The 13,998-nt window shown below is 46.0% G+C and carries 14 protein-coding genes, 1 tRNA gene and 1 pseudogene; 3 read left to right on the forward strand and 13 right to left on the reverse strand.

Annotated features, from left to right (window positions below; translation table 11 throughout):
- Nucleotides 1-34: 34 nt before the first annotated feature.
- From AC3QL0_RS06285 to AC3QL0_RS06315, 7 genes are all read right to left on the reverse strand, one after another.
- Nucleotides 35-559 (reverse strand): toxin-antitoxin system YwqK family antitoxin, encoded by a 525-nt coding sequence (locus tag AC3QL0_RS06285; protein WP_493010565.1) that lies wholly within the window; start codon nucleotides 557-559, stop codon nucleotides 35-37.
- A 9-nt stretch (nucleotides 560-568) separates the two neighbouring features.
- Nucleotides 569-937 carry a hypothetical protein gene (locus AC3QL0_RS06290; protein ID WP_493010566.1) on the reverse strand — a complete coding sequence of 123 codons (369 nt, stop codon included), beginning with the start codon at nucleotides 935-937 and terminating at the stop codon, nucleotides 569-571.
- Nucleotides 938-1,122: 185 nt separating this feature from the next.
- Complete coding sequence (locus AC3QL0_RS06295) at nucleotides 1,123-1,380, reverse strand: hypothetical protein (protein WP_493010567.1); 258 nt, start codon at nucleotides 1,378-1,380, stop codon at nucleotides 1,123-1,125.
- A 188-nt stretch (nucleotides 1,381-1,568) separates the two neighbouring features.
- Nucleotides 1,569-1,748 (reverse strand): hypothetical protein, encoded by a 180-nt coding sequence (locus AC3QL0_RS06300; RefSeq protein WP_493010568.1) that lies wholly within the window; start codon nucleotides 1,746-1,748, stop codon nucleotides 1,569-1,571.
- Nucleotides 1,749-2,140: 392 nt separating this feature from the next.
- Nucleotides 2,141-2,422 (reverse strand): DUF5339 family protein, encoded by a 282-nt coding sequence (locus AC3QL0_RS06305; protein WP_493010569.1) that lies wholly within the window; start codon nucleotides 2,420-2,422, stop codon nucleotides 2,141-2,143.
- A 114-nt stretch (nucleotides 2,423-2,536) separates the two neighbouring features.
- Entirely contained in the window at nucleotides 2,537-3,844 is a 1,308-nt protein-coding gene (locus tag AC3QL0_RS06310; protein WP_493010570.1) for a Y-family DNA polymerase, read from the reverse strand.
- Nucleotides 3,814-4,239 (reverse strand): LexA family protein, encoded by a 426-nt coding sequence (locus AC3QL0_RS06315; RefSeq protein WP_493010571.1) that lies wholly within the window; start codon nucleotides 4,237-4,239, stop codon nucleotides 3,814-3,816. Before AC3QL0_RS06315 ends, AC3QL0_RS06310 begins: the two co-directional genes overlap by 31 nt.
- A gap of 525 nt (nucleotides 4,240-4,764) precedes the next feature.
- On the opposite strand from AC3QL0_RS06315, the gene AC3QL0_RS06320 reads away from it, so the two are divergent.
- Nucleotides 4,765-5,889 carry a fimbrial protein gene (locus AC3QL0_RS06320; protein WP_493010572.1) on the forward strand — a complete coding sequence of 375 codons (1,125 nt, stop codon included), beginning with the start codon at nucleotides 4,765-4,767 and terminating at the stop codon, nucleotides 5,887-5,889.
- A 218-nt stretch (nucleotides 5,890-6,107) separates the two neighbouring features.
- Here the strand turns inward: AC3QL0_RS06320 and AC3QL0_RS06325 are convergent, their stop codons facing one another.
- A complete protein-coding gene (locus tag AC3QL0_RS06325; protein WP_493010573.1) occupies nucleotides 6,108-6,797 on the reverse strand; it encodes a hypothetical protein in 690 nt (229 codons plus the stop codon).
- Between the two features lie 730 nt (nucleotides 6,798-7,527).
- On the opposite strand from AC3QL0_RS06325, the pseudogene AC3QL0_RS06330 reads away from it, so the two are divergent.
- Nucleotides 7,528-7,698, forward strand: a pseudogene (locus AC3QL0_RS06330) (tyrosine-type recombinase/integrase); the annotation flags it as partial.
- 84 nt (nucleotides 7,699-7,782) lie between these two features.
- Here AC3QL0_RS06330 and AC3QL0_RS06335 read toward each other — a convergent pair.
- Nucleotides 7,783-7,859, reverse strand: a tRNA-Ile gene (locus tag AC3QL0_RS06335).
- Between the two features lie 150 nt (nucleotides 7,860-8,009).
- On the opposite strand from AC3QL0_RS06335, the gene AC3QL0_RS06340 reads away from it, so the two are divergent.
- On the forward strand, nucleotides 8,010-9,014 hold the full coding sequence (locus AC3QL0_RS06340) for a magnesium and cobalt transport protein CorA (protein WP_493010574.1): 1,005 nt from the start codon (nucleotides 8,010-8,012) through the stop codon (nucleotides 9,012-9,014).
- Between the two features lie 460 nt (nucleotides 9,015-9,474).
- On the opposite strand, the gene AC3QL0_RS06345 is transcribed toward AC3QL0_RS06340, so the two are convergent.
- The 4 genes from AC3QL0_RS06345 to AC3QL0_RS06360 all read right to left on the reverse strand — a co-directional run bounded on the left by AC3QL0_RS06345 (nucleotide 9,475) and on the right by AC3QL0_RS06360 (nucleotide 13,849).
- Complete coding sequence (locus AC3QL0_RS06345) at nucleotides 9,475-10,008, reverse strand: hypothetical protein (RefSeq protein WP_493010575.1); 534 nt, start codon at nucleotides 10,006-10,008, stop codon at nucleotides 9,475-9,477.
- Nucleotides 10,009-10,129: 121 nt separating this feature from the next.
- Nucleotides 10,130-11,524 (reverse strand): 2-oxoadipate dioxygenase/decarboxylase HglS, encoded by a 1,395-nt coding sequence (hglS, locus tag AC3QL0_RS06350; RefSeq protein ID WP_493010576.1) that lies wholly within the window; start codon nucleotides 11,522-11,524, stop codon nucleotides 10,130-10,132.
- Nucleotides 11,525-11,568: 44 nt separating this feature from the next.
- A complete protein-coding gene (locus tag AC3QL0_RS06355; RefSeq protein ID WP_430223558.1) occupies nucleotides 11,569-12,822 on the reverse strand; it encodes a 2-aminoadipate transaminase in 1,254 nt (417 codons plus the stop codon).
- 100 nt (nucleotides 12,823-12,922) lie between these two features.
- A complete protein-coding gene (locus tag AC3QL0_RS06360; protein WP_493010577.1) occupies nucleotides 12,923-13,849 on the reverse strand; it encodes a LysR substrate-binding domain-containing protein in 927 nt (308 codons plus the stop codon).
- Nucleotides 13,850-13,998: the final 149 nt, after the last annotated feature.

Genomic DNA, 13,998 nt, shown 5'->3' on the forward strand with positions numbered 1-13,998 from the left:
GGTAAAAATAAGGCGCCGTATAGGCGCCTTATTTTTACTGATTAGTGTGCGTGAAAGGTACTATAGTGCCGTCTATGACAGCCCCGCGCTTTACCGCGTCGCCGTAATCATCCAGCTCTTCTACTATCCCATCAAATGCACCGTTTTTCAGTTGAGCGCGCATCGCTAACAGATTGCTGTCACTGTCGTGATACTGACGAAATGAACCATGTGGAATGCCATTTACCACAGATAGCTCATACTGTAGGTTGCCATTTGGGTAGTAGCCTTTTACTACGCCATTCGCCTTACAGTTAGAGATGGGTATAGAGGTTTTGGGCTTACCATTTTCATAATACGTGTCTAGCTTCTTATCGAGGCAATCACCACGCACCCACGAGTGCTGTTTGACTTGGCCATTAGGGTAATGTGCTATGAATTCTCCATCCTCTGCGTCCTGTAGCTCTTCAAGCTGGAAGTCTGGGAATGGGCCTAAATCCACCGCTAGTTTAGGCTTCGGGGCAGTACAGCCTGCCAGTAGCGATAGTGCCAAAATGGGGAGTATGTAGTGACGTGTCATGATGTGCGCTTAGAGTTGAGAAATTCCATCGATTTCGTTTACCCACCACAGGTCTTGTTTGTCCTGAATCAAGTCAATACTGGAGCTTTTTTCTAACCAGCGTGTGGGGCTATGACGAGTGACATAAGGTAGATCAATGTCATAGTAGTAGGTAAGCGAGTTGTCGCTGCCGTATTTTTTAACATCAGTAATTTTAAGATTTTTATAGCCACCATTATTGTTAACGTATTGGCCTATGTTTTCTACTACAAAAATTAGTCTAGAAGCAACGGTATCAGCAGAGCTTTGATCTACCTTGGAACCAAGGCCGGGAATAGACATGCAGGCAGATAATAAAAATACCCAAATAGCCAGTGATGCTATGTTGAGTAATCTCATGAAATCCCTTAGATAGTTTACGCCACGCAGTGATAGCGTTTTTCTTGTTGTGAAGCTGGCGTAATTATCGCATTCTTATTTTTTGGGGACGGTATATTGACACCGCGACACAGAAGGCGCGATTTATGAGAAATATGTGGCGGTATGTCTTGCCCTTAGTGGGCGGAGAGACACAGCCATATCCATTACAAGGGCGAGTCAGGTCTTTCTTTGTTTTTGGCCCTAAAGTAAGCCGTAATAGTGATGGAATAGCCCAGCATTCTTATCTCATCTTGAATTTCGCAAATACGTTTAGGGTTTGTGATGTGCTGTTCTTTGCAATACTCCTGAACCTCATTAGAAAGGGTAGTGTTTGCCGAGAGGTTGGTAGAGAAAATAGCATTCTCTATATCGTGGTTAGCAGAAGAGTCGGGCTTGCAATAGTAGTTTCTATTGATAGACATAAGATTTCCTATTTCTAGTTTCCTACATAGAGTCGTGGCATCACTTTTTGTTTACTAGCATCTAAACATCAGCATCTCTACCAGCCTGATGCCGTTTTTTGTCGTAGATGTGAATAACGCCCTCAACAAGGTGTGTAGTGAAGCTACCTAGAATATGCTCTCATCGGTAATGACGCTGTGATCATCAGTCATTGCTGTTCTCCTGTAGCGTACTGCGTGCGTGAGTTGCCATTAAGCACTACCATAATGCATGCTTTTCTAGACTCGGTATCGCACTGTTTGACACGTTTAATAGCGTCATGGCGGTCGGAGCTATTGACCTCATAGCGGCGTAAGCATCCATTCTCTCGTCTGAAATACACGTTCATGACAGGCTCCATAAGGGTGGTACATAACTAAGTGTTGGGCAGTGCCAATACGCATTGAACAGCCACACTTCACGACCCAATTCGTACGAGCTAATACAGATATTTATATGTTTCAGCCACCGCCACGTGTAGACCTTTTAGCCTTCTTGCTTATTATTTTTACGTGTTTTTGTCAGGGCTAAGTGGTAACTGCAGCAGTGCATAAGCAGTATGAATACAGCCTGATTTTGGCTATTACATATACTGTCTCTTCGTTTTCAGAGTAAACGCTTATCACGCCTGCATTCTTTGTTCTTAATCAAATCCTGCAAGGTTAAAGTGTTAGGTATTGATAAGCCGGCTATGCTTATAAGCTGATGTTATAAATAAGCATTTCTATGAGGCAGCCCCCGTTATTTGGATTGCTGCATTTGTTGATACTCTCGTAGCTCTTCTGCCTCTCGTGCACAGATGCGATCTTGCTCGGCTTTGGGTAGCGAGGCGTAGTGCTGTTTAGCGTCATGATAGATGGTCATGATCTCAGCAGCCTCGCCTTTGGTGGACTCATTAGACTCTAGTTTTTTAACGAACCTATCTATGGCTGCGTAGTAGTCTTGGCAGATTGGCGTGAGTTCGTTAGAAAAGGCGGCTGATGACATGGATAAGGCTACAACCGCAAACAGTATTTTTTTCATGATGCCCCTAGAGCTTTGAATTAACTATTAATCTGGCAGAGTGTCCGGAGAAGTCTGTAGGTAATTGGCAAGCATGCTACCACATCGTTAGTAGCGAGTTGTTGAGCGATAACATTATCGCCATATTTCAATAATTTGTTTCCAGTCTGTAGTACAGGCAGGAGTCATGTGTTTTTGGCGTGTCTTCCATGGCGCATTCTCTATCCCCAAGCTTCTGGCAGGGGCAATCATGCCTCGGCCAAATCGTTGATTAATGTCATCAATAACGTGCATGAGGTTAGAGGTAGTGCTTTGTTCTATGGGGTCGGCAATATCAAAGAGAGACCCTTGTATATTGTGTGTTTGCGCATTTTCAATATCCAAAAGGCACACTCCCGCTTTGGTGTATTTGGCTCCCTTTCTATAGATGTGGTCTAGCGCTTTTATTGCCGCGGCATTGAGTTCTGTGGTGCTGTTAGTGGCATGCAGTAAGGTGGTCACGGTGCTTGCAGAGTAGTGTGGGCTATCGCCAAACGAACTGGTGCGTATAAAGAGCAGCAAAGATGAGGTTTTGGATTGTTGAATCCGTAACTTTGCGGCCGCAGCTGTGGCAAAAGTTGATACGGCTTGTGCAAGGTCTTCTTTATCGTAGACCGGGCTGCCAAATGATCTGGAGTACATAATTTGCTGTCGCGCAGCAGGGACTTCATCCCAGGCTAAACAGGCCTCGCCACTCAGCTCACGCGCGGTCTTAGCTAACACAATAGAAAATTTGTCACGTATCACACGTCTGTCAGCTTGGGCGAGATCGGCCGCAGTGCGAATATTCAGCTCAAGCAGTTTCTTGCTCAGCCGGCGTCCCACGCCCCACACCTTATCAATGGGTACATGGCGAATGGCGCGCATTAATTGTGGGCCATCCAGCATACTTAAATCACAGACACCATCTAAGCGTGGTACTTCTTTTGCCAGATGATTAGCGAGTTTAGCGAGGGTCCTGGTTGATCCTATGCCCACACAGGTAGGAATACCTACCCATTGTTTGACGCGTTTTCTAATGGCTTGACCAAGCTCTCGGCCAGATTCTTGAATGCCGCTTAAATCAAGAAAGGATTCATCAATGGAGTAGATTTCCTGACGTGGCGAAAACTGCCCAATCACACTCATCATGCGACGACTTAGATCAGCATACAGGCTGAAATTGGCAGATAGAGCAATTAACCCATGCGATTGGGCCAAATGCTTAAATTGAAACCAAGGGGCTCCCATTTTGATGCCTAAGGCCTTAGCCTCTGCTGTGCGCGCGATGGCGCAGCCATCATTGTTGGATAGCACTATAAGAGGAAGACCTTCATAAGCAGGATGCATTGCCCGCTCGCATGAGCAGTAAAAGCTGTTTCCGTCGATGAGCGCTATACGTGTACGTGGTTTTTGAGCGTCCATGTAACGATTCCCCAGACGGATAGCTCCTGACCGTCTTTGAACTCAATATCGTGAAAAGCAGGATTAGCAGCTAAGAGCTTCACGTGCCTCTGTTGCTGGTAGAGCTGCTTGATGGTGAACTCTCCATCCACCACCGCCAAAACAATGTGACCATGTCGTGGTTCTATAGAGCGATCAATCACCACGTAATCGCCATCATCAATACCAGCATCGCGCATAGATGGCCCACGCACACGCATGAAGTAGGTCGCATCTGCTTGATGAATCAGCAAATCGGTAATATTGAGCGTTTTATGATCATAATCACCCGCAGGGCTAGGAAAACCGCACTGCACGGTGCTGTTCATGATCCGCACGGGAGTTGGGCTGGACGAAAGAGGGGCAGGCGAATCCATGTTTATTTTTATGCTGTATAAATAAACAGTATTTTCGCCGTTTATAGGAGGCTAGTCAATGGTGATGAAGAGGTTGTGTGGTGCAGATTAGAGGAGTTTTCTAGAGAGCATAGCAAGCGATAGGTGCTTATTGCTATTTTGTGGAGTGCCACGATAATTGCGGAGCAAACTGAAACCCGGCTTAAGCCGGGTATCTCGTTGCGTCTGTAGTGAGAGCGGCTTTACGCATCATTTTGATAATGGTTGTTCTGTACGGGCCTAGCGACTGGTATGTGGCTGCGCTAGCATCGCAGCGGGCGAAGACAAGTGTTCTACTTAATGTCTCCTGACGACTGATCAACTCTTTAGACAGCATGTCCTATCAGCGGCATGCTACTGGCGCTCAGTCAGGATTAGCTTAAGCAGGTCTGCTTGGCTTAGGTTTTCGAGTGCTTATGTCTTTCTAGAGGTAATTATAGGAATAATCTTATTCGTTTTTTCTATGAGTTTTGTTTAAATTAGTGAACGAAAGATAAAGGAAAAATAATGGCAGGAAAAACCAATATAGGGATAAAAAAAATACTCTCTCTTTTTTTCTATGCCAGCCTCATTGTTTTGAGCGCAGAGTCTCATGGACAAGTAGCTAACGTCTGCCAAATGAATATCGGTTTAAAGGTTAATAAGTGGACGATGGCTCCGGATGGAGGTGCTTTTTTTAATGGTCAAGTTATCGGCACTGGCTCAGCAAATACAGTGTTTTATTATGGTCCTACTGAGAAAAAAGCCTTCATAGATAGTAGAGGCTTAGCATCTTACCCTTTGAGTGCTATTCCTATGCCTAAAACGCCCGGGATAGGGGTACGTATCAGTTGGCAGGGGCATTGGTCGCATGGAGGGTATTCGTTTACTGTTGATAGTCAAAGACCTAAAGGAACATACGTGTCCACCACGCATTCATATAACCTGTTAACAGGGTCTGCACCCCGTAGTTTTCTTCTGAACTACAATTTTGATTACGAAATTGTTGTGATAGATGCCAGTAAATATAAGGGGGGGAAACCTGTTTTTACACATGAAGCTGATATCAAAGCTATGGTGTATTCAGACAATGTGAATGGTGGTCGACGTTTATGTAATCGAGGTGAGATTGATTTTCTTGATGCGTTGGTAAACGATGTCACTATTCCTGAGTTACCACGACCACCTGTACCAACCTGTTCTTCGACAGATATAGACCAGGTAATCACTTTACCTCCTGTGACGGTCTCGCAGTTGGCTGAATATCGTAGCGCGCGTAGTGAAGGCATGACAGCTGAGCAACGTTTTGAGCTTGTCGGTAGAAGGTGTCCACAAGGTACAAAAATTATGGCCTTTTTCACGGATGCGCGTTCCAGCGCAGAGGAAAAGGACTATTTGAAGTCTAGCCATCCAACCGTAGGTGTGCGCCTGTATCACAGAGAAAACCAAAACCCCATACAGTTCGGAGCAGCCCCTATTGGTTCAACCATCCCGAGTCGTCCTGCTATTGTAGAAAATCAGTTGGGCTCAGCGACCTCTGATATATATTTGCCTTTGACAGCGCAATACGTGATTGCTCCCAATGTAGATCGTAGTTTAGTAGTGCCTGGTGGGTTGAATGCTGAGGCAGTAGTAACGTTTATATATGACTAGGGGATGAATATAAGCCTTTTGTAGACGGGGCTATGACGTCGGCTTCTCTAGCAGAGAAAAGATAGGGACTAAAGGCTACCACTTCTCATGCCACACGTTTTTCGCCTCCCAGTGCATAGCGAAAATCAGCAAACAGGCGGTTTGTGACGTACTAATCGTTGGAGAAAGGTTTTTTCAACTACTTAAATGAGAACGTATCAAATGCAAAATTTTCGATATTACTCATACCATCCCGTTGCATCTCCATGTTGAAATGCATCTGGTTTCCATGCGCATACGTTTTTTGTTACGTACTCATAGGTGAGAGGTTTATAACCTTCTTGAATTAGAAAGTAATCTCCTAGAATTTCCCTGTACCGTGCGCCATTTTGGTTTTGTTCTACCTTTTTAATATTAATTGTGTTTGTTTTGCAATAATCTTTGTCTGTGTTGTTGATTCCATGACCACCATAAGAGTAAAGACCCACTAAATCTAAAGTACTTTCTTCTAATTTTGTATAATTTCTATTTGAAATAGCATTATTTAAACTTTTAATAGATGTTTCGTAATAGTAGTAGCCTTGATTGTTAATAATTAATGTCTCTAAAATTGATACGTAATTTCTGTTAAATGAAATTAATTTATCAATAATAATATCTCTATTTTCATTGCCACATATTAAATCAGCTATTTCGTAACCTTTTTCTATTTCTGGGTTTATTTTTTCTTTTTTTATTTTTGATAGAATTTTCTTGCTCTCTCTTGTGCTAAATTCTTCTCCGTCTTTAGTTATTAAAATTGGTTTTGACCAAATTGGTCCGCTCATTTCTTTAATTCCAAATGGGCATAACTCAAAGTAAGAAGAGCAGCCGGAAATGGATATCGATAATAATATTATTAATGGCGTTTTTTTTAATAGAATATTCATGTGCTGTTTTTTATAAAAAATAGATTTATGTTTTTAATTGCAGAATACCATTCTATGAAGTAAAGGTGGGTATTAGCTCCTGTAAAGCATATATTTAATTTGGTGGCAAAGTTGTAATAAAAAGTAGTTCTCAGAATAACTGTCCATAACATGAATATATCCAAAGTGTTTGTTTTTCAAAAAACACTTTGGTCTGTAGCAGGTGTATGCGTTTGGCTGCCATTATGCGGTCTCCTATAACGCTAGTTTTAGGGATTCTGGTGGTGGGTTACTGTGCGCTCGAACTCCATCAAGCTGGCTTCAAGTTCTTCGATAACCCCTCGTCACGCTCGATTCGGATAGTTTTCATTTTCCGTGGTTCGTGTACCCACAAAGCATGGTCAATCCATGTGCGACCAAGTAGCCATAGCGCGCCGTTACCCTGATCAAGGTAGTTGGACACACCGCTTTTTAGCTTTTCACGGCAGTATGAATAATTAAACCCTCAACCATGGTTGCTCCTGTGTGAGTATTTTCTTCTTGTCGATTTGGCAAACTAGTGGGGATGGATTGCAAAGACGCTACACATGTAACGGTATGATGAACCCTCTAAGCTTGCTACCTATGGACGTTGATCTTCAACAATCAACAGCGAGGGTGAGGGCGGAGAATGCTAAATCAGGTTATGCCAGAACAGTGCCTCTTCATGCTGATGCTCTAACAGTAATAAAGCGGCGCATGCGCAAAAGTTGGCATGGAGGATTTCAGGTTTCACGACCTGCGCCACACGTGGGCAAGCTGGCATGTTCAGTCTGGAACGCCTTTGATGATTTTGAAAGAATTAGGCGGATAGGAGACGTTGGAAATGGTACAGAGGTATACTCATTTAGCAGCTTCGCATTTGGCACATCACGCAAATTAGGCCATGTTCTGGGTGCGGCAAGCCGGAAAAGAAAAAGAGCAACCGTGCAAGGTTGCTCTAATATCTTGATTCTGATGAAGATTATGGTGGGCCCAGCTGGACTTGAACCAGCGACCAACGGATTATGAGTCCGCTGCTCTAACCAACTGAGCTATAGGCCCACGACCTTCATAAGAATGCAATTATGACATAAAGAAGGTCGCTTTGCCTAGTGAGTCCGGCAATGAAAAAAAACGCGATTTCGACTGTGTCTGCAACCGGTTATCAATGCTATGGTGAAGGGCGTATATAGGCAGACAAAAAGGACAGGTATGGAAGCATCTACTCGGAACGATAGCGCGCCAGGAACGAGCCGTAGCCGTGCGTATTTGTATACGTCTAAAGGGGTTGATCAGCACGAGGATGTGACTACGGTAGGGGAGTTGAATCGCTCGGAAGGGGATGTGCTGTGGGTGATGTTGTCAGACCCTACTGATGTCGAGGTTCAGCAGGTATGCGCAGATTTATATATTTCTGAGTATGTGCAGCAAAACATGCAAGAGCGTCATAGACGAACAAAGCTGATTAGCTTGGAAGACGTGGGTTTTATGGCGGTGATTACGGTGGCCCTAAAGGGGGAGCGCCCCCTGTTTGCCGAAATGCAGTTAATCATTGGGCGTAATGTGCTGATTACGGTCAGCAGAGGGCAAGAGCTTCATCATGAAGATCTGCAGCAACGTTTGTCGTCTTTAATGCGGGCAGCAAGGCGTGGTAGTGATTATCTGGCGTTTGAGTGGCTGGATTTGGTGATTGATCATTATGTGCAGTCGTTGGATGTGCTGGAAGTTGCGGTTGAGACAATGGAGCAACGTTTGTTGTTACATGGCTTTCAGCCTAAAGATGTACAGGGAATTTATCGCTTACGCCGCGATTTACTGCGTATAGAAATGGCGATTGCACCGTTATCCGAGATTTGCAGGCGTATAGCGCGTCTTGATACCCCTTTTATAGAAACGTCGAATCAAGCGTATTTTGCAGAGGTGTCTGATAGGGCGTTACGAGTCACGGAATTGATTCATGCTTTACGTGATGTATTGGCGTTTGCCTTTGAAGGCGGGCAAATGCTAGAGCAAATAAAGCAGACCGATACAGGACGAAAATTAGCCGCGTGGGCAGCAATTCTCGCAGTTCCTACGGCCATTGCAGGTATCTACGGCATGAACTTCAAGATCATGCCAGAGCTGGACTGGGACTTCGGGTATCCGATGGCGCTAATCGGTATGGGGAGCTTATGCGGGTTTCTGTATTACCGGTTCAAGAAAGCCGGGTGGTTGTAGAAGTGAGTTGTAGCATTTTTTTTGTGACCACTCTGCAAGCAGGTAATTACTGACCAACGAACCTCGTTTGTATGATTGATGCGTCTCTCGGTAGTTTCTTCTTAAGATATCCCCAAAGTTATCCACAGATTTTGGGGATATCTTTTGGCTTGACTTTTAACGGTTCTTAAAAATCGTTCAGTGCGATGTGAATACTCAGTCACAAACTGCCTAATGTTATTTGTTTGTTTTTGTTTCATAGGAAATAACCTATTTTAATCAATGGCTTATGTTGATTTTTTGGTTTTTTTGGCCATTTTCTGACATTATGCTGAATGTTTTTTTAGTGCCAATTCTTGAGGTTTAAAAGACTTGATAAGCATAAGTAAAGACTAGGAAATTTTAGCTTTTAGTCACGCGAAGATTGAAAGATATCCACTGTTTTTAAAATGTCAAGATGGAAATAACGAGGGGCTTGATCTTAGTCTATAGACTTGATTGTGGCTTCCACATCAATGACGGTGCCACTCGAGGTTGGGTTGCTTTGCTGGTGGGCTAACAGTTGGCTGGCAATGTTGAAACATTCGTCTATGTGCTTGTGACCTACTCGTCGCAACACAACATAGCTTAGACCTGACGCTGCTACTGAACCTAGCACTGGAATGTATTTGCCGCCATATTTGGTGGCTAGGCTTTTCATGCCCATACTTTGCAGCAGGCTGATGACCCGCTTGGGAGTGACGACTTTGCCTAATAAACCGATGCTGAAGTTAGCACCACCAACGACCAGGATTTTCTGTAGTTCGGGGCTTAATGCTTCTACTTGTTGAGCACTTAAGCCGAATTTTTCATTGATTTTCGGCAGTATTTGCAGCAATAGGGCAACGTCGGTACTAACGTCTAATCCGGGGATGGGAACGACGGCTGCGGCGGCTGAGATCAGTGCGCGTTGACTCACCAGCCTACGGCAGTCAGCACGTATTTGTTCGAGTTCGGCAAGAGATGTGGCAGCCATAAGGGTTCACTATATAAGGGTGCAGAAGGCCTACACGTCTTAATAATGCTAGCAGAAATAGCTAGGCGATGGCGGCGGTTTTTGTAGGAAGGACGGGGAGACGCCGCCCTTCCTGTATGGGTTAGCGCTGTATGCCCAACGCTTGCAAACACTGCTCTAAAGAGCGTTGTGCGGTTTGTGCATAGAGCTGCTGTTCATCAATCACGGTTTGACCCAATTGGGATTCAAAAATTTCTTGATTGGACAACTGGGCGTAGCTGCTGTTATTACCGTCACCCAAGTTGGATTGGAAAATACCTGCTGCACTGACAGGTAGAAAGTCTTCATATACGATGGGGGACAAACGTACGTCACCATCTTGTATCAACTGGGCAATAGAGGTGTTAGCGTCGTAATTGCTTGCTTTGGCTAAACCTTGGGTGGTAGGTAGATAGTTGAAATACACCAAGTCGTTGTTGAACATCTGCTCCAGCGTGTCGGGGAAGCTTTCAAAGTGCTTGCGCATCAAATGTGTGTAGGTCTCTGCGTTGTGCTCGGCTGGGGCTTCACCTAGTTCTACACGTGCCGCATTGAGCAGACGGTCATACAGTTCTCGGCCTTTGTGCGTGACGGCGGCCCCACGTTGTTCGATTTCACCAAAACGGGCAGTGTGGCTGCCTTGCTCGTGAGCATCTTGGTCTGCAAAACGCACAGGCTCATTTAAGGCCTTGAAGCTAGTTTGGCGCAGCAAAATAGGGTGCTGGCGAGTAGGAGGGCCCTCAATCACTGCTTTGGGCGTAATACCGTATTTAGGCATGTTTTCTTGTACAGAGTCTATGTCTAAGGTGCGCGGAGTCAGGTGATTAATATGCGGGCCTTTGAACGCTACCACGTCTGCAATCAGTCGGTGCTGGTCATGCAGATCTTTGTATTGCGCGCTAGATACGGTGGACTCGCCATGCCACCTAAAGGTTTTAATCGCTTCATTCACAAAGCGAGTGGCGTCATCAGCGCTGAGTCCGCCGTCTTGTTCGCACTGGGCAATCAGTTTGAGGGCATCAGGGCTGAAAATTTGACGATTAGCCAAAATAGCATGTGCTTCTTCACGCAAGCCGGCATCCTCGATTAACTCCAGACGTAGCAGTGAGGTGAATACGCGGAAAGGGCTAACACGTAGCTCATCTTCGTGCAGAGCACGAAAGGCTGTAGAGTGCACGGGTACGCCAGCAGGAGTTAAGTCGTAGTAGCCCACGGGATACATGCCCATGACTGCAAACAAACGGCCAATGGTGTGCAGCTCTTCAGGTGTACCAACGCGAATCGCGCCATGGCGTTCTTCGTCTAAGCGTTCCAGCTCTTTAGCTTGTTGCAGGTTTTTATGCAGGTCTTGGTCGGCTTGTAAGGTGTTCTGGTTGATGTCAGCCACCAACTCCATCAACGTACCGTAGAGTGGCACTTCATCTTTGTACATGGCAGACATGGCAGCAGAAAATTGCGCACGAATCTGGCTAGGGCTTACAAAATTAGGGGATGTCATACAAGCTACTCCTTTGCGTGATGACGGCATAGATCAATAGGAAATCAGTGACATTCAGCCAAGCATTCACCCAGAATGCTTAAGCCTTTATCCAGCAGTTCAGGCTCAATGGTCAGAGGAGCCAACAGACGAATCACGTGACGTGAGTCGCCGCTAGGCATCAACAACAGACCGCGTTCGCGAGCGCGTTGCAGGACTTTTGCTAGTTCTTGTGTGCCGGGGCCACCTTGTGGGTTACGCAGCTCAATGCCGCGCATAGTGCCCACACCTGTGAGGCGTTTGATGACCGGTAATTTTTGTGCTTCCCAGTGCTGATAGTGTTTGAGCACAAGGTTTTCATAGGTGCTAGCCCACTGCTGCAATTGCTGCTCATCACTGAGTTGCTGGATGATTTGCAACGCAGCGGCACAAGCAACGGCGTTGCCAGAGTAGGTACCGCCTAAGCTGCCAGAGGGCATGCTTTGAAACAATACAGAACGGCCCATCACCGCGCCTAAAGGTAGGCCACCAGCAATACTTTTACCTAACAGCAATAGATCGGGTTCTACGCCTAGTTGTTCGAAGCCAAAGCGTTTACCGGTACGACCAAAGCCAGATTGCACCTCATCCCACACTAGTAATATGCCGTGCTCATCACAGAACTGACGTAGGTAACGGGCAAACTCTGGATCTAACATTTGGAAGCCACCATCACCTTGTACGGGTTCAGCAATAATGCAGGCGATGTCGTTTACATCTAGCTCTACCTTGATTAAGCGCTGCAAGGCCGAGATCGCAGTTGCGCTGTCAACGTTGCTGTCGTGGCTGGGGTAGGGGATGTGATAGACCGGCCCTGGCAACGCACCTAAACCTTTTTTGTAAGGGGCAACCTTGCCATTCAGATTGAGTGCTGCCAGTGTACGGCCATGGAATGCGCCATCAAAGGCGACTACGGCACTACGTTGGGTGTTGAAACGAGCAATTTTTAAGGCGTTTTCAGTTGCTTCAGCACCGCAGTTGGTGAGCATGCCTAAGTACGGTTCTTTGCTGGGAATAAATGCGGCCAGGGCATCCATCAGTTGGCTGTAGGGCTGATGGGGGATGGCATTGAACGCTGAGTGCGTCATGCGTTGTGCTTGATCGATAATGGCAGCGACTACAGCAGGGTTGCAGTGCCCCAAGTTAAGCACGCCAATACCGCCGATAAAATCAATGTACTCGCGGCCTTCACTATCCCACACGCGGGCATTCTTGCCTGAGGTCAGCGTGATAGGGTGAACAATAGACAGAGCGGGGCTGATGTGCGCGCTGGTTTGCATGGAAAATCCTTTGTGATGTTGTCTCGATATTCTTCTTGGAGTGCGAGCCTGTATCACAGCAAAAATCATGCAGTGCAGCAAACGAAAAAAAGGGAGTGTGTTATTCCTTTTTTTCGTGTTCTTTAAGTTTCAAGTGTTGGATGAGCCAGTTAATTAATTGGCGTATACGGGGTTCATCTGCTGTATGTGCTTCATAGGCGACATAGTAGGCCCCCAAGCTGGGCAGTTCGTGCTCCCACGGGCAGACCAATAGTTGCTGCTGTAGCGCATCTGCTGCCAGAAATTTGGGTACTAAGGCGATGCCATATCCGGCTAAGGCTGCTTGTATACACGCAGACCATGTGGCGAAACGGGGGCCGTGGTAGCTGTGCTCTACAGGATCATTTTGATCGGAAAAATAGAGCTCCCAAGCATTCGGGCGTGAATGACATTGAATCAATCCAAAGCGGGCTAGCTGCGAGGCGTGTCGTATGGTTTTATTGCCTAATAGGCTAGGCTGGCAAACGGGAATCATGCCTTCTTCGAAAAGCTTAATACATTCCAAATTTTCCCAGTTTCCATGCCCAAATAAAAAAGCGACATCAATATTCTTTTGCGCCAAGCTAAAAGGCTGCAGTGAGTCGTGCATATCTATCTGTATATGCGGATGCAGATCATGGAAATGCTTCAGGAGTGGGATAAGCCAATGCGCCCCCAAGCTAGGGTGTGCGGCAATACTAAGTAACTCACGCTCGTGGTCGTAAGACAGCATTTGCAGGGTGGATTGCTCTATATGCAGCAGTATTTTGCGGGCTTGTTCCAGATACAGCTGTCCGGCGGGGGAGAGGCTTAATCGTTTGCGCAGCCGCCTAAATAGCGGGGTTTGCAGCGTGTCTTCTAACAAAGCAACTTGTTTGCTGACCGCGCTTTGCGTCAGATGCAGTTCTTTGGCCGCATGTGTGAAACTTAGGTGCCTAGCAGCCGCTTCAAAACATTGCAGCGATGTTATGGAAGGGTAGTGGTTACGGGAAAGGCCCTGAAAGCTCATGCTAAAACCTACACAAACAAAGAGTAGGGCTATTTTAGCCTGTGAAGGACGGAGAGGGGAAAAGGTGCGCGCAATAAAAAAACCAGCCCGCAGGCTGGTTAAGAGGAGGAGACCACCACAGAAAACCTGAAAGCTACAGTGCTTGATTT

This window comes from Paenalcaligenes sp. GW821-LYS-B07-1 (assembly GCF_058803365.1).